Annotated in this window: 17 protein-coding genes; 7 read left to right on the top strand and 10 right to left on the bottom strand. The window is 44.9% G+C overall.

Going from position 1 to position 16478, the window contains the following annotated elements; translation table 11 throughout:
• The first annotated feature begins 101 nt into the window (after nt 1-101).
• The gene (locus tag VCM39_RS10850) at nt 102-1037 is read left to right on the top strand and encodes a DUF1848 domain-containing protein (protein ID WP_322932691.1); all 936 of its coding nucleotides are present in this window, start codon (nt 102-104) and stop codon (nt 1035-1037) included.
• A gap of 485 nt (nt 1038-1522) precedes the next feature.
• On the top strand, nt 1523-2545 hold the full coding sequence (locus tag VCM39_RS10845) for an ABC transporter ATP-binding protein (RefSeq protein WP_322932692.1): 1023 nt from the start codon (nt 1523-1525) through the stop codon (nt 2543-2545).
• A gap of 273 nt (nt 2546-2818) precedes the next feature.
• Here VCM39_RS10845 and VCM39_RS10840 read toward each other — a convergent pair whose 3' ends face one another.
• The 8 genes from VCM39_RS10840 to VCM39_RS10805 form a co-directional block, all read right to left on the bottom strand.
• On the bottom strand, nt 2819-4030 hold the full coding sequence (locus VCM39_RS10840) for an MFS transporter (RefSeq protein WP_195350720.1): 1212 nt from the start codon (nt 4028-4030) through the stop codon (nt 2819-2821).
• Nucleotides 4023-4448 carry an FMN-binding protein gene (locus VCM39_RS10835; protein ID WP_322932693.1) on the bottom strand — a complete coding sequence of 142 codons (426 nt, stop codon included), beginning with the start codon at nt 4446-4448 and terminating at the stop codon, nt 4023-4025. Before VCM39_RS10835 ends, VCM39_RS10840 begins: the two co-directional genes overlap by 8 nt.
• Complete coding sequence (gene rfbD, locus VCM39_RS10830; protein WP_221651074.1) at nt 4445-5332, bottom strand: dTDP-4-dehydrorhamnose reductase; 888 nt, start codon at nt 5330-5332, stop codon at nt 4445-4447. Before rfbD ends, VCM39_RS10835 begins: the two co-directional genes overlap by 4 nt.
• Before the next feature lie 9 nt (nt 5333-5341).
• The gene (locus VCM39_RS10825) at nt 5342-5872 is read right to left on the bottom strand and encodes a hypothetical protein (protein ID WP_322932694.1); all 531 of its coding nucleotides are present in this window, start codon (nt 5870-5872) and stop codon (nt 5342-5344) included.
• 134 nt (nt 5873-6006) lie between these two features.
• Complete coding sequence (locus VCM39_RS10820) at nt 6007-6777, bottom strand: TonB-dependent receptor (protein ID WP_322932695.1); 771 nt, start codon at nt 6775-6777, stop codon at nt 6007-6009.
• A 14-nt stretch (nt 6778-6791) separates the two neighbouring features.
• On the bottom strand, nt 6792-7487 hold the full coding sequence (locus VCM39_RS10815; protein ID WP_322932696.1) for a response regulator transcription factor: 696 nt from the start codon (nt 7485-7487) through the stop codon (nt 6792-6794).
• Between the two features lie 7 nt (nt 7488-7494).
• Nucleotides 7495-9174 (bottom strand): HAMP domain-containing sensor histidine kinase, encoded by a 1680-nt coding sequence (locus tag VCM39_RS10810; RefSeq protein ID WP_322932697.1) that lies wholly within the window; start codon nt 9172-9174, stop codon nt 7495-7497.
• Between the two features lie 94 nt (nt 9175-9268).
• Nucleotides 9269-11281 (bottom strand): HAMP domain-containing sensor histidine kinase, encoded by a 2013-nt coding sequence (locus tag VCM39_RS10805; protein ID WP_322932698.1) that lies wholly within the window; start codon nt 11279-11281, stop codon nt 9269-9271.
• Between the two features lie 362 nt (nt 11282-11643).
• On the opposite strand from VCM39_RS10805, the gene VCM39_RS10800 reads away from it, so the two are divergent.
• Entirely contained in the window at nt 11644-12879 is a 1236-nt protein-coding gene (locus tag VCM39_RS10800) for a site-specific integrase (protein WP_004291422.1), read from the top strand.
• An 11-nt stretch (nt 12880-12890) separates the two neighbouring features.
• Entirely contained in the window at nt 12891-13253 is a 363-nt protein-coding gene (locus tag VCM39_RS10795) for a hypothetical protein (RefSeq protein ID WP_004291423.1), read from the top strand.
• A gap of 77 nt (nt 13254-13330) precedes the next feature.
• Here the strand turns inward: VCM39_RS10795 and VCM39_RS10790 are convergent, their stop codons facing one another.
• Nucleotides 13331-13636 carry a helix-turn-helix domain-containing protein gene (locus VCM39_RS10790; protein ID WP_004291424.1) on the bottom strand — a complete coding sequence of 102 codons (306 nt, stop codon included), beginning with the start codon at nt 13634-13636 and terminating at the stop codon, nt 13331-13333.
• 31 nt (nt 13637-13667) lie between these two features.
• Nucleotides 13668-13967: a helix-turn-helix domain-containing protein gene (locus VCM39_RS10785; RefSeq protein WP_004291426.1), complete on the bottom strand. Its 300-nt coding sequence runs from the start codon at nt 13965-13967 to the stop codon at nt 13668-13670.
• A 201-nt stretch (nt 13968-14168) separates the two neighbouring features.
• On the opposite strand from VCM39_RS10785, the gene VCM39_RS10780 reads away from it, so the two are divergent.
• From VCM39_RS10780 to VCM39_RS10770, 3 genes are read left to right on the top strand one after another with little or no spacing between them, the layout of a single operon-like run.
• Nucleotides 14169-14531, top strand: a complete 363-nt coding sequence (locus VCM39_RS10780; RefSeq protein ID WP_004304264.1) for a helix-turn-helix domain-containing protein — start codon at nt 14169-14171, stop codon at nt 14529-14531.
• 3 nt (nt 14532-14534) lie between these two features.
• The gene (locus VCM39_RS10775) at nt 14535-14885 is read left to right on the top strand and encodes a helix-turn-helix domain-containing protein (RefSeq protein ID WP_004291454.1); all 351 of its coding nucleotides are present in this window, start codon (nt 14535-14537) and stop codon (nt 14883-14885) included.
• A 20-nt stretch (nt 14886-14905) separates the two neighbouring features.
• A complete protein-coding gene (locus VCM39_RS10770) occupies nt 14906-16477 on the top strand; it encodes a DUF3945 domain-containing protein (RefSeq protein ID WP_004291455.1) in 1572 nt (523 codons plus the stop codon).
• Nucleotide 16478: the final 1 nt, after the last annotated feature.

Here is a 16478-nt window from a genome sequence, read left to right as displayed (position 1 = left end):
CTTTATACTATTTACCTTTTGCCTGGATAGCTTTAAAGTCTTTTGTCTTTTTTTTACGTTCCCTTTTTCTCCCCTTATTCTCTTTTTGCTAACTTTACAAGATGATAATTAGTGCAAGTCGCAGAACTGATATACCCGCCTTTTATTCAGACTGTTTTTTTAACCGGATAAAAGAAAGGTATGTGCTTGTTCCCAATCCTTATAACTCAAAAATGATAAGTAGGATTAGTCTGGATCCTGCCGTAGTGGATTGTATTGTTTTCTGGTCAAAGAATCCGGCTCCGATGCTTGAAAAGCTGGACAAACTGAAAGATTACAATTACTATTTTCAGTTTACTCTCAACCCTTATGGACCGGATATTGAGAATCATCTCCCTGCAATAAGCAAACGTATTGATACTTTTAAGCGTCTTTCGGACCGGATAGGTAAGGAGAAAGTAATCTGGCGTTATGATCCGGTTCTTACCAATGAGACATATACCCCTGGTTTTCACAAAGAGAAATTTGCTGAAATCGCCTATGAGTTAAAGGAACATACAGAGAAATGTATGCTTGGTTTTATAGATCATTATCAGCATATCCGCACTGCTGTCAGCCGATTCAACATACAACCTCTACTGAAAGCGGATATTGAGGAGATGGCGGTATCCTTTAAAAAAACGGTGGATACCTGTTCTATTCAATTGGATACATGTACAGTCAAGGTAGATTTGACTCACTTGGGCATTCCGGGTGGATTGTGCATTGATAATCAATTGGTGGAAAGAATTGCAGGTTATCCTATATCCGTCCGGAAAGATAAAAATCAGCGTGATATTTGCCGGTGTGCGGAGAGTATTGACATCGGTACTTATGAGAGTTGCCTGAATGGCTGTATTTATTGTTATGCCATCAAAGGAAACTATAACACGGTGAAGTATAATTTAAACAAGCATGATAAAAATTCTCCTATGCTTGTAGGTGAATTGCAAGAAGATGATATCGTGAAAGAGCGTTTGGTTAAAAGCCTGCGCAATGATCAGTTTTCGCTGTTTTAAAGATTGAATATCATATAAACAAGAGTACGTATTTAAAGGTGTGTTAAAATAGATTTTAACATGCTGTTAAATACGTTCTCTTATACCTATAAAGTACGTACTTTATTATCGGTTGATATACAGACTTTTATCTTTTGTTTTCTCTGCGCTCCTTTTGTACACAAACGGGTTGGGTAGTTTGTCTTGCAGTAAGGACATTGGTAAGTTTATTATAACCCAACGTACCGAAGGTCGTAGGGGAATGATGTTTTAGATGTACATGTAAAGCAGTACGACATGTGCATGTGGAACGGTACGACATGTACATGTGGAGCAGTACGACATGTACATCTAAAACATCTTCCCCCGGTGAGAGCAGGAGCATTCCCCGGTAAGTAAACTAAAGAAGAACGGTGAGGATAGAAAAGAAAACCGTTATCGTCTGGGCTATCACTGCATAAATAAGTATCTTTGTTCCCCGGAATTGTAGCCATACATCAATAATCATGAAGCAAAATACCATTCATATAAAAGATCTCTCCATCGGTTATCCTGGTAAAGGAGAGGTGAAGGTTGTTGCCGAGCATATCAATGCCGGCATCAATAGTGGTGAACTAACTTGTTTGTTGGGAGCTAATGGTATCGGTAAATCTACTTTGTTACGTACTCTTTCTGCCTTTCAGCCTAAGCTTGGCGGAGAAATTTGCATTCAGGGCAAAGAGATTGAACAATACAAGGATAAAGACCTGTCTATGGCCATCAGCGTAGTGCTGACCGAAAAATGTGAAGTGCGCAATATGACTGTAACGGAGTTGGTGGGACTTGGACGTACTCCTTATACCGGTTTTTGGGGAACACTTGACGAAGATGACAAACGAATCGTAGAACGTTCTATCTCTTTAGTGAAGATAGAGAAACTTGCTGATAGAATGGTGCATACGTTAAGTGATGGTGAACGGCAGAAAGTGATGATTGCAAAAGCATTGGCACAGGAAACGCCTATTATCTTTCTGGATGAACCGACCGCTTTTCTTGATTTTCCCAGTAAGGTAGAGATGATGCAATTACTTCATCGGTTGAGCCGTCAGACGAATAAAACTATTTTTCTTTCTACACACGACCTGGAATTGGCATTGCAGATTGCCGACAAAATATGGTTGATGGATAAAATGAACGGAGTTATAATTGGTACTCCTGAAGATCTTTCACTCAATGGTAGTTTAAGTACCTTCTTTGCTCATAAGGGGATTATTTTTGATATTGAAACCGGTCTTTTCCGGGTAGATAATGAATATATTACACAACTTCGTCTTATAGGAGAAGGGCAGGGATATGCTATGGTGCGTAAAGCTTTACAACGTAACGGTATTCTTGCTGATAAAGGTGTAGAATCAGAGTTTTGTATTGAAGTCGGTGACTTGAAAAAGGAGGGGAGTTTTACTGTTTATTCTCAGAAAGGAGACGTTTCAAAGGCAGATACTATTGAGGAATTGCTGGAAAAGATTCTGAATAATGTGGCAATAGAATAATGTGGCAATATGCTAATATGCCAATGTGCCAATTGGCTGCGCTGTCTATTCTGTAGGGTATTTCACCACAGAGAACGCAGAGAGCACGGAGTTTTAAGTCTTTGATGAAACGCGGATTAACGCAGATTAAAAGACTGTGTATCTTTATTTATATTTGTTTCCCTTTGCGAAAATCTGTGTTCATCTGCGTTTCAATGAATCATCGTTTGTCGTACCTCTTCGTGCGGGAAGCACTCATTGCGCAGCCAATTGGCACATTGGCACATTAGCAAATTATTCTCTCCTTTCCAATTTCATTATCGAAGGAATAAAGAACGCCAGTGTCCCAGTCAATACAATAGCAATACCGCATATTGCAAATACATTGGCAACACCGATAGCATCTGCTATAAATCCGGTAGCCATCAATCCTAAAATAGAAGGCAGTAAACTGATACTGTCAAACAACGAGAATACACGTCCCAGGAAAGAAGCTTCGATTTTGGTTTGAAGCAACGCTGTGAAGGGACCCGAATTAAATGGAATTGCAAGGCCTTGTACTACAGAAAATATGGCGTAGGCAATGAATGCCGAAGGCGGTAGAATACCTGAAATAAAAATGCTTATTCCGATGATAACATAAGATACATTCATCATCACTACCTTTCGGACACGGGGATTCCATATCCCCAGCAGAATGCCCCCAAGTAGCATACCTAAACCGAAAAGAAGTTCGATCAGGCTGACTTGATAAGCTGTTCCCGAAAAGTTTTTTAACGTCATCAGAGGTAACAGGGCTACGATAGGCATTACAAAGAAAGTGATAAGCACTTCGATTACCATTACCCAACTCAATCCACGATTCCTACTAATAACGTTGAAGCCTGCCTTCATATCCCGCAATACATTATCGGCGGTATCTGTTCCTGTTTTTTCCGGATTGGGAATGAATACAAACAGCAGAGCCGTACAAGCTATGGCAGCTCCTACCACATCGAGAAGCATCACTATGCTCATGTCCGTAGCAACAATCAATGCAGCACCCAACACCGGACCACAGATATTACACACTGCTTGTATCGCCTGGTTAATACTGGCAATACGCGTAAGCTCTTTCTCCGGAGCAAGCAACGGTATGGATGATTTCATGGCAGGTGCATGGAAAGCACTACCAATGGAACGAAGCATCAGCAACAGATAAATTTGCCATATTTCGATAATATCGAGATAGAACAACAGCGCAATAACCCCGGAACAGAGAGCAACAAAGCTATCTGCCAATATCATAGTCCACTTACGGCTCCAGCGGTCTACAAATACACCGGCAAAAGGACCTAATACTACCTGAGGTAATAATGCAGCAATAGTAGCAAATGAAAGTACTTCGGCAGAACCCGTTTCAAGACTGATCCACAGTACGATAGCAAACTGAGCAATTGAACTGCTGAGAATAGAAAATAATTGCCCTGACCATATAATAATAAACTTTTTCTTCCAATTATTCATAACCTTTCTTTCGTCGTTTCTTTCTACGCATCAGGAAGTATCCCAATGCGATAATAATTAGCAATCCTGTACCTGTTGTAGCAAGGAGTGAGACATCGGAACGGCTTTGTTCGGCTTCATAAACTTCGAGACGCTTATGCACCGTATTAATAATCCCCCTTGATGTAAAAGTAGCTCCGGATACTGCATCTACTTTCTTTGCCAGTGCTTCTTGGGGCGTAAGTCCGTTCCAGGCTTTCAGTAAGCCGCCATCTATGGCTATCTGTATGTATTTCGGAGTGTCTTTATTGGGTAAAAGCTTCACTTCTGATATCTTTCCGGAAGCATCCAATACGATTTCCAATGGGGTAGGACCGGCAAAGCCGATTACTTTATCTGTATAAGGTTTCGATTGTAGTATGAGGGTATCGTTATTCATGTAAACATCTCTTTTATCCCTTCTTCAAGGGTATGTGGGGTATAATTAATTTCTCGTTTTGCTTTTGCAATACTCAGGCCGCTAAAACGGGGACGGGGAGTGGCTTCCTGCATTTCTTCCGTAGTGACAGGCAAAATGAGGGAACGGTCCAACCCTAATACCTCAGCTACGCGATAGGCTATATCAGCTATAGAAACGCAATCGCTTCCGCAGATATGGTAAATTCCATTACGGGGATGATGCATTAATTGTTCTACAGCATGCGAGATGTCACCTACAAAGGTAGGAGTACGCCATTGGTCGGAAACAACACGAATTGTTTCACCGCTACGTAGTTTGTTGGCTACCAGCTGTATAATATTACCATGTTGCCCGGGCAATGCTTTCCCATAAACTACGACTACGCGGACAATGGCGTAATTGCCACAATATTCGGCAACACGCTCTTCCCCTTCAAGTTTGGTGATTCCGTAGTAATTGACCGGATTAGGTTCATCTTCTTCTGTATACAACCGGTCAGTTCTGCCATCAAACACAAAATCGGTGGAAAGGTGTATAAAACGACTTCCATACTGTTCGCAGGCACGCGCCAGATGTTCTACCGCAGTGATATTGGTAGCGCGCGCCTCATTATGATGTGTTTCGCAGAAGTCTGGTACTGACAGTGCAGAAGTATTAATAACCACATCCGGACAAACCTCCTTGAAGAGTGCCCGTACTTCTGATGCATTACGTATATCCGTGCGGATAAACTGATAGCCGTCGCCACTTTGGATGTCATTGCGTAACGAACAAGCAGTAATGTTGTATATTTCGCGTGCCACGAGGTCGTTCAGTATCCGCCGGCCGGTAAAGCCGTTGGCACCAATAATCAGTATATTCATACTTTATTATTAAGGGTAATAGGGGTTTCTTCCTTGCTGTACTTCTATGCGTATTCCAAATGAACCATTGGCCGATTTCAATTCGAAAGCTCCTTTGAAAGCATTTCTTTCCCAGGGTAGTGCACTACGGTTAGGCACCCTGTATCCATCGGCATTATATTCACCGTATGTATTGATTCGCATACCGTTTTTCAGCTTGAATGATCCCATTTGCAGGTTTTGTGCAGAGCCGAAACCAAATCCGCCGAATCCGGAGAAAGAAGGGGTAAAAACGTTTGATAATCCCTGTGAATAAGTTACATCCGGATTGAGACGGAACAATTGATTAAAATCTTTGCTGGTATCGGATAGAGAAAGATCTACTTTGGGCAAATGGGGAGGCATAACACTCATCAAACCCATATCCAGCAGAAATCCGCCAAACTCCTTATAGTTCTCTTCCGGAGCACGAGGGGTACGATCATCTGACGGTAGTTCCGATTGTGCGGACACTACAGCCGTTGCCAATAGCAATGAAAAGAATAATATCAGCTTTTTCATATCCGTAGGTTATTATTGAGGCAAAGATAGAAAATATTTGCTGATTATCTATATCGGGGAATAATCTGTTGTAGAAACTTAACTTGAATAATGGGCGGTTAATCATTGAGTGCTTCTCTTACAATCGCTCTGTTTTATTTCCCTCCGATTTTAAAAACAGGATAAGCGATTGGAACTGTTTTCCACTTCATCTTCATTGGGTCGTACACCCGTTCCATGCCTCCGTGGAGTTCAAGCCAATTGGTTACCTTCAACTCCATGATTACTCCGTAGTAACTCTGTGGAGCCATAGGAGTGAGATAGCCGTGTGCTGCATTGCGTTGCCCGTTGATGGAGTATTGCCCGACTGCTCTTATTTTGAGCCAATCATTAATACGATATCCGAATGAGCCGTTGAAGCCTGCATCAAATTGAGACCCATGAACGAAGGAAGGCATTGTATATTTTGTTGTATAAATCCCTCCGGTAACATCCCATCGCTCATTGAACTGATAGGTATAGGCAGCACCGACATCTATGTGAGTACCCATAGTGGGATACGTATTGTATGTACTATAGGTGCTGATGTAACTATTGGGAGTGAGTATGAAATTGTCATATCTGTTATAGTCGCGTGCCCAGGGGTTGGAATCCTGACCAAGACGTGGTTTGGGCCAGGGAGTCTGGATAAATTCGGGGATAGTGATACGTATCGTCATGCTGTCTGCTGCCACAGGAGAGGCGTGATGTGAGTCAGGAGTAGCATCCGGTAAAATGAAACCACTGTCATCAGTATGTACAGGTGAACGGCTTTCCGGGACGGTGGGAACCAACAACTTTATACTATCATTGGGCGCCTCGGCCTGTGAAAAAACCGTGATTGCGAAAAGAGAGAATAGAAAGCCGATGCAGATCCTTTTGTTCATAATTTCGTCCTCCGTTAGTTAACGATCATTTTATAACCAATACCACGCACATTAACGATACGTATCCGCTCATCCTGTGCTAATTTATGTCTTAACTTGGTGATAAATACATGCAGACTGCGGGAATTGAAGAAGCTGTCATCTCCCCATAGCTCCAGCAAAACGTTTTGCGTATTCACAACCTGATTACGATTCTCGCACAATCGCTTCAGTATTTCCGATTCACGGTGAGAGAGTTCCTGCTTTGTACCGGCATATATAAGTGTTTGTGCTATAGAGTCAAAAATATAGTGTCCGACCTCAAAACGTGTTTCCTTGTGTGTCTCGGTAAAAGAAAAAGCCTTTCCTGCCAATGATTTGATGCGTATAATAAGTTCTTGCATACCAAAAGGCTTCTTCAGGTAATCATTTGCACCGAGTTCAAAACCTTCTACTACGTCGTTGATTGCCGACCGGGCTGTGAGAAAGAGTACTGGCGTTTGCTTGTCTGTCTGGCGGATACGACGTACCATTTCAAATCCATCCATACGAGGCATCATTACATCAGCTACCAGAACGTCCGGACGTAAATCAAAAAACAGGCGTAATCCTTCTTCACCATTGCCAGCAGTATGGATAATAAAGTCACTTTCTTCAAGCGTGTCTTTGATGATCATGGCGAGGGTGAGTTCATCCTCCACCAGCAGTACTTTGATTTTGTCCTTACTCATAATAAAACTACTCATTAATTACCAATGTGAATGTACTTCCGTGTCCCGGTTCACTCTCAACACTAACAGTGCCGCCATGTTTCTCTATCATCGTACGGACATAATAGAGCCCTAACCCATAGCCTTTAACGTCATGAAGATTACCGGTAGGCACACGATAGAACTTATCAAATATATGTTTTTGCTTCTCGGAAGCTATGCCGATACCCTGGTCGGTAACAGATATTTCAACCTGTCCGTTCGCATTACGATGGCAATGCAATTTAATCAGAACCTGCCCCGGAGAATACTTCACGGCATTATCTATCAGATTGCTGATAATATTACTGAAATGAGTACGATCTGCCGTCACAGAAAGATTGGCAGGTTCTATTTCATAAGTGATGGTAATCTCTTTTTCTGCTTTCAGTTTATGAAGTTCGATCAGAGTATCTAACATTGGTTTTAACTCCAAATGTTCGGTATGCAGACGGAAAGTTTTCCGACGCTCCATGCTCATACTTAATATCTGTTCAACCAGTCCGCTGAGCCGTTGCAACTGTTCCTGGCAGATACGGAGATATTTATCGCGCTTCACTTTCTCTTCGGCCTGGTTAAAGTTGAGTAAGGCATCATTGGCAGCATAAGCTACAGAGATAGGAGTCTTCAACTCATGAGTGATATTATTGGTGAAATCGCTTGTAATTTCTTCCAGTGATTTCTGACGCAGAATGGTACGAATGAGATACCAGAAAGAGAAAGAAAGTATGATAAAAATAATGAATGAAGTAATAAGTATACCGATCATTTGCTTTAATACGAGCAGAGTCACAGGCTCTATCCAAAGGCGATACATAAATAAGGTATGAAGATCGAATGCATAATTGTAACATTGTGCTTTCGGTCCCGGAATATAACTGCTGTCTCCGGCAATACCGAGTGTGTCAGTAAAGGTCAGTGTAGAATCGATATTACTTCCGGAATGAAGAAACTCCGTCCGGTGCGGCAGAAAAATATTATTTGCTCTGAGAGAAAGGGTTAATAAACTATCATATACTTGCAAATTGGGATCCAGAAGAATATCTAAGCCGGAATGCAGTCCGCGTTGGAAGTGAGTGGCGAGTTCCAGCATACTGTTTTTGCCATTTAATATTATATCCAGTCCGCTGTTGGAGGTTAAGGCTGCTTCTCCTTCTTCCTGGTCTGCCATCTGAGTATCCTTCTGCCCTTTTATTGAATCATCGGGAGAGTTTACAATCTTACCATTGAATAGCATTTCTGCTTTTTTATTAGAATCTCTGGCGGAACGGGTAGTGTCATTATGTACGTATATCTCCACTACTTTTGTAGAATCTTTCAAATAGGCAATGTTACTATCGCTTTGGGAAGTAAGTTTCTCGAATTTTGTACTATCCAGCTGGCTTGCATTCTGATAAGTAGTGGTACTACTGCGAACAAAAGATTTTCCCTCGTCATTATATCCGGCAGCAACAGATACCTCACCGTGTGCATCTCCATAGTTTCTCAGATTCTCTACGCGGAGCATCATCTCATTATAATCGCTCATGCGCATAGCTTCCATGATACTATGTTCAAGATCATCTTTCATAGTATGGTAAAGTCCCGTAAGCCAATATGCCTGATATGCAAAGATACCTATGAGCGAAACGAGTACAAGGATGGCAATATGTTTAAAAGGTAGTTTCATGCCCGATACATCTGTTTTTTTGTATAGGCAAAGATAAGAGGAAAGTATATTAATCGCACCTAATGGTAAGACTAAATAACACTTCCCTCCATTTTCATGTTATTGGTAAGGTTACTACTACCCGTGTTCCCCGATTGTATGCCGGGTCGATATATATATCCCCAGACAAGCGACTGATAATAAGCTGGCAAAGATAAAGTCCGAGCCCGTTGCCTTGAACAAAAGTATTGAGCTTTGAAAAACGTTTAAAGACTTCTTCGTATTTGTCTTTTGGAATCCCACAACCAGTATCAGATACGCTGATAGAGAGCTGTTGGCGTTCAGTATCCAGCCGACAACTAAGCGTGATGCTTCCTTTTTCTGTGAATTTATTGGCATTATTCAGCAGGTGTTCTACCACAAGGGAAAGATATTTTTCGTGGGTTGGGATATGAATTGACTCCTGGAGCAGATCCAGCTGATAACTTATATCCGGTTTAGCGAACTTCATCAATAAATCCATTTCGTACTGACAGATATTATTGATATCTGTAGGGACACATGGCAGTTTCTCTTTTGATACATCAAGACTGGAAACTTCCAGCATATTGTTTATTAATGTAATCAACATTGTCGTATTACTCTGTATCTCTTTGGGGAATTCCTGACGTATCTCTTCGTCAATCTCCTCATTGAATATCAAATCAGAAAAGCCTACAATTGCATTTAAAGGAGTACGTATCTCATGGCATATAGAATTGATGAAAGCCGTTTTCATATTCTCACTTTCCATAGCTTTCTGGTTGAGTTTTTGCAAGCTGATTTTCATGTTTCTCTCTTTTCTCAGGCTATAGAACAAATACAGGCATACAACGACAACAATGACCAATATGCTGGAGAGAAATACAAGGAGGATACGTTTGTTCTTTATTTCAAGTTGCGACTTCTCATTATTAAGTTTGTTTATGTCATATTTTACCTGAAGCTCACTGAGTTGTTTAAGCATCTCATTATTTGTAAGTGAGTCTTTGGACTGATATGAGAGTTTTAGATATTCCAACGCCTCTTTATATTTGCCCATTTTCTCATAGATGCTTGATTCAGTGTTATACAACCCTGGTATATTGTTGGGTGCAATATTGGGCGCAAATTTTATGAGACTATCATTGGCCAATAGTGCCTTTTCGTAATCTGGTTTTGGCTTCTGGCTTATGTAATAGTTGCTCATAGATAAGAAATAGTTATACCGATCACTTAAACTGATCAATTCCTTACTGAGAGCTACAATCTGCAGCCAGTATTTATGTGCCTTTTGAGGATTATCTAATACATTGTTAGTCAATATCATAGAATATGTCTGAAGCTTGCGTGTCGCAATGTTATAATAAGGACGTTGTTTATAATATGTATCATAATATTGCAGTTGGTCATGTAGAAATTCTTCAAGAATACAAGTTGCAGAGTCACGTTTATTTATTCGACCGTAAGTGTTACTCAGGCGCCAGCTCACCATGCTTTTGAACATATATTTATTATATACATCTGATATATTCCGTGATAGTTCATAAGCTGTTTTCAAATAGGGGAGAGATTCTTTGATCATTCCATTCGAGCGGAGACTACTTCCGGTAATGTATGCTTTGGCTACTTTGTTATACACATCTTGTTTATCCTGGCTATTATCTTTCAGATAGTCTGATTCGTTATCAATAGCTTCTGCAGCTTTACCTTCATAACATAACGTATCAAAATAGCGCATATGAATATAAGCAGGTAACGCAGCTATTATTTCCGGAGTACCTACCTTCTTTATTAAATTTATGTAGTAAAAAACTGAATCCATTTGAGCGTTATCGGTGGCTATATAACTAAGATCGGTCAACGCATTTACCATACTTGCTTTGTCACCAGCCTGACGAGCTTCGTGATACATTTTTAATAAGTATGTTTTTTCATCAGGTGATTCAAAACATACATCCGCCAGATTTCTATAAATTTGGATTCTTTGCGATGGTTCTGTCGTATGTGTTAATTGCTGCAACAAACTATCTTTTATATGAGTATCAACAGCATAGGCAGAGAATACTATTCTGAAACAAAAGAGAGTGGAGATTATATATCGAATCATGTTTGTTTGGGTTTGTTTGGGTTGTTTGACGTTGCAAAGTTACTACAAAAAAGTGAAATGCGGAAAGATATAGTGATAGAATTGAGTTACAAGGGTTTTGGTTGAAGTGGCGATAATCCGTGAAGCCATTACAATCCCTGCCGAAGCCAAATCCTGACGCCGCTACGTTACTTGTTCGTAACCATGCCCGAAAATGCGACAAACGGGTACGAATAGCGAAACAAGGCTCTAAGGAATAGTGAGTTATCCATAACTCATGCGAAAAATCAGGTTACGGAAAAAGATTGCGCCGTTCCTCCCCGTTTTGCGTACCAACACCGGACTCTTCACCAACTAATTTTGAAACCCAAAAATTAAGGACAATGAAGAGTACATTTTCAGTAATCTACTACCTCAAGCGTCAGGTAGTGAAAAAGGACGGGACAGTTCCCGTCATGGGACGCATCACGGTGGACGGCAGCCAGACACAGTTCAGCTGCAAACTGACTGTCGATCCGAAACTGTGGGACACCAAAGGTGGACGTGTCACGGGCAGAAGCACGGCGGCACTCGAAACGAACCGTATGCTTGACAAGATGCGGGTACGCATCAACAGGCATTATCAGGAAATCATGGAGCGTGACAACTTCGTCACGGCGGAGAAGGTGAAGAACGCCTTTCTCGGACTGGAACACCGCTACCACACGCTGATGCAGGTGTTCCGCCAGCACAACGAGGACTACGAGAAGCAGGTGGAGGCAGGCATGAAAGCCAAAGGCACGCTGCTGAAGTACCGCACCGTTTACAAGCACATGCAAGAGTTCCTCGACATCCGCTACCATGTGAAGGACATCGCCCTAAAAGAGCTTACCCCGGCTTTCATCTCCGACTTCGAGATGTTCCTGCGCACGGACAAGCACTGCTGCACCAATACCGTGTGGCTGTACGTCTGCCCGTTACGGACGATGGTATTCATCGCCATCAACAACGAGTGGCTGACGCGCGACCCGTTCCGCGAGTATGAAATCAAGAAGGAGGAAACAACACGCAGTTTCCTGACCAAAGATGAGATCCGCCTGCTGATGGAGGGGAAACTGAAAAACGCCAAACAGGAATTGTACCGCGACCTCTACCTGTTCTGCGCCTTCACGGGGCTGTCGTTCGCGGATATGCGCAACCTTACGGAAGAGAATATCCGCACCTACTTCGACGAACACGAGTGGATAAACATCAACCGCCAGAAAACGGGCGTGGTGTCCAACATCCGCCTGCTCGACATCGCCAACCGCATAATCGGCAAATACCGGGGACTGTGCGGGGACGGCAGGATATTTCCCGTTCCGCATTATAACACGTGCCTTGCCGGTATCCGTGCCGTCGCCAAGCGTTGCGGCATCACCAAGCATATCACGTGGCATCAGAGCCGCCACACGGCAGCCACGACGATATTCCTCTCCAACGGTGTTCCCATCGAAACGGTCAGCTCCATGCTCGGACACAAGAGCATAAAGACGACGCAGATTTACGCAAAGATAACCAAAGAGAAGCTCAATCAGGACATGGAGAACCTTGCCGCAAGATTGAACGGCGTCGAGGAATTTGCAGGTTGCACCATCTAAAAAGAAAAGCCATGAAACGTGACACAATCATCATCGAGGACAAGGCAGTCAGCGTAACCGGTAACGACGTGTGGATGACCGCCACCGAAATAGCCGGATTGTTCCATACGACCGTCCCGGCAGTGAACGCCGCCATCAGAGCCGTCCGCAAGTCGGACGTGCTGAACGACTACGAGGTGTGCCGCTACATGCAGCTTGAAAACGGGCTGCACGCGGACGTGTACGCCCTTGAAATCATCATCCCGGTCGCTTTCAGGGTGAATACCTACAACACCCACCTGTTCCGCACATGGCTGGTGGGAAAGGCACTCTCACAAGAGAAACGGCAGACATACGTGATGTTCATACAGAACGGAAAAGCCGGGTATTGCTGATTGCACATACCCCATAAGACAAGTAAACGGGTAGCACCACAAAAGGTGTCACCCGTTTACTTTTTCATGAAACCGCCTCACTCCAGCGGCTTGCGGTAGTTCGCTTCCAGTACCCCGCGCAGCCCCGTTTCCGGGTAAAGCACCTTCCCTCCCAAAAGTATGAAGGGCAACACGCGGTTGTTGCGGTATTCCTGCAAGGTGCGCCGGCTCACACGGAGCAGTTCCGACACCTCGCCGTCCGTCAGGTAACGTTCCCCGTCCAGCGGAGGACGGTAGCTTTCCAGAAATGCGGACAGCCATTTCGAGCCTTTGCGCATATCCTGCACCACAGAGGCTATCGGCTCGTCTTCCATCGTAAAAACATCGTTGTTCTCGTTCATCATAACTTCGGATTCAGTGGGTGAATAAATCAAATCATCTGCCGTGCGGATAGAGCGTGCCGACAAGCGGTATCAGCCGCTTCACCTCCTCTGGCTTGTAATAGAACCTGCGGTTTATCTGCGAGTAGCCGATAAGCCGCCTGTCACGCAGCGTCTGCAACGTGCGCGGGCTTATTCTCAACTGCCCGCAGACCTCCTCGCCCGTGAGCCATCTTTCCATGCGCCCCGTGTCGCTTTTGCGCCTCAGGGCGGCGACCTTCTCCGAGAGTGCGCCGAATGCCGCCACCATCATCTCGAAAGTCTTTTTCTCGATAGATACTATTTCCATATTCATGTCATTTAGAGTTTGCCGCAAAGGTAACGAAACGGCATACAAGACGTATCGTTTTCCGCTGAAAGGCTGCCTGTTGCGCCGTTTGACCGGGTTACGGAGCCATCTTCCGCAAAAATCTTACGTGAGTCACGTAGTGAGTTGTTAAAGCCCCTTTTGTTTATTGCCGAATTTTGTCGCAGAAACAAAAAGAAAGGACTGAACATGAAAGTGATAACAATGGAAAGTTCCGCCTACAAGGAGATGATGGCGCAGATTGCGAACATCGCAGGGTACATCCGCGAGGCAAGGGACGAGAAGAAACGGAAGCGGGAAACCGAAGACAAGCTGCTTGACACGGCACAGGCGGCGAAGATGCTCAACGTGAGCAAGCGCACCATGCAGCGTATGCGCACCGACCACCGTATCGAGTATGTGGTGGTACGCGGAAGCTGCCGCTACCGCCTTTCCGAGATACTGCGGCTATTGGAGGACAACACAGTAAGGAACGAGGAAGGGACAATAGACACCCTGTTCCACAACCACACGCTGCGCACGGGCGGCAAACCAAAAGGAAGGAGGACATAGGTCATGGAACTGCTCACACGAAACAACTTCGAGGGCTGGATGCAGAAGCTGATGGAACGGCTCGACCGTCAGGACGAACTGCTGCTGGCGATGAAGGCTGAGGGGAAACAGCCCACTATCACGGAAAGCATCCGCCTTTTCGACAATCAGGATTTGTGCATGTTGCTCCAGATAAGCAAACGCACCCTCCAACGCTACCGCAGCGTAGGCGCATTGCCCTACAAGACGCTGGGCAAGAAGACCTATTACAGCGAGGAGGACGTGCTGACATTCCTTTCCAACCATATCAAGGACTTCAAAAAGGAAGATATAGCCTTCTACAAGGCTCGTATCCATAATTTCTTTCATAAATAACCCATTAAAACATTTTTCAGATGGCAAAGAAAAAAGACGAAAAGGACGTGCTGGTAGTCCGTGACGAGAAGACAGGCGAGATCAGCGTGGTAGCCGGGCTGAACGCGGACGGCACACCCAAGCGCACCCCCGCAAAAGCGGAGAACGCGCAGAGTTTCCTGCAATTCGACCGACATGGCGACGTGCTGGACAACTTCTTCAAGAACTTCTTCCGGCAGTGCAAGGAACCCAGCCGCTTCGGTTTCTACCGCATTGCGGCAGACCAAGCTGAAAATCTCTTAGAGGTGATGAAGCAACTGCTGAAAGACCCCGAAGCGAACAAGGAGCTGCTCGCCCCTCACAAGGTGGACACCTCCGACTATGAGAAGAAGGTGCAGGAAGAGATGGCAGCACAACAGACAGAGAAACAAGAACCTCAAAAACAGGAGAACATGGAACAACGGAAAGAACAGCAACAGGACAAATCCGAACAGATGCAGGGCAAACGTGGCTACCAGCCCATCGACGAGAGTAAAATCAACTGGCAGGAGCTGGAGGACAGATGGGGCGTAAAGCGGGACAACCTTGAAAAGTCCGGCGACCTTACGAAGATGCTCAACTATGGCAAGTCCGACTTGGTAAAGGTCAAACCGACCTTCGGCGGCGAATCATTCGAGCTGGACGCCCGCCTCTCCTTCAAGAAGGACGGTGAGGGAAACATCAGCCTCGTGCCGCACTTCATCCGCAAGGAGCAGAAGCTGGATGAGTACAAGGAACACAAATTCTCCGACAATGACCGGAAGAACCTCCGCGAAACGGGCAATCTCGGTAGGGTCGTGGACATTGTGGACAGGGAAACGGGCGAGATCATCCCCTCCTACATCAGCATCGACCGCAAGACGAATGAAATCACGGACATTCCGGCAAGCAGGGTGCGCATCCCGGAGCGCATCGGCAAGACGGAAATCACCACGCAGGAGCGGGACATGCTCCGCGCCGGACTGCCCGTACGCGACAAGCTCATCGAGCGCAACGACGGCAGAAAGTTCGTCACCACCCTGCAAGTGAACGTGGAGCAGCGCGGCGTGGAGTTCGTGCCGGGAACCGGCAAGTCGCCCCGTACCGCACAGACACAGGAAACCAAAGGCGACACATCGAAAAGTCAGGCGCAGGGCGGGGAAAATGCCGCACAGACCAAGAAGGAGCAACGCCGCAACACGTGGACGAACGAGGACGGCAGCATCCGCCCCATCAGCAAATGGAGCGGCGTGAGCTTCACCGACCAGCAGAAAGCCGACTATGTGGCGGGTAAAGCCGTGAAGCTGGAGAACGTGACCGACAAGCAGGGCTTCCATGCCACGATGTATATCAAGTTCAACCCGGAGAAGGGACGCCCGTACCGCTACGACACGAACCCTGACAATGCACAGCAGGTTGCTCCGTCCAACGAGAGCCGCACGCAGGTGGCGGTGAACAACGATGGCAAGACCAACGAGGCTACAAAGAATCTGAGAGAGCCGTTGCAGAAAGGTCAGACCAACCCGAAGGACGCCCGCCAGCAACAGCAGCAGGAGAAGCCGCAGAAGAAAACGGGCAAGGGCATGAAAATGTAAT

The organism is Bacteroides mucinivorans, assembly GCF_034654355.2.
Taxonomy (GTDB): domain Bacteria; phylum Bacteroidota; class Bacteroidia; order Bacteroidales; family Bacteroidaceae; genus Bacteroides; species Bacteroides nordii.
The sequence above is the reverse complement of the archived record's forward strand: the minus strand, read 5'-3'. Positions and strand labels throughout refer to the sequence as shown.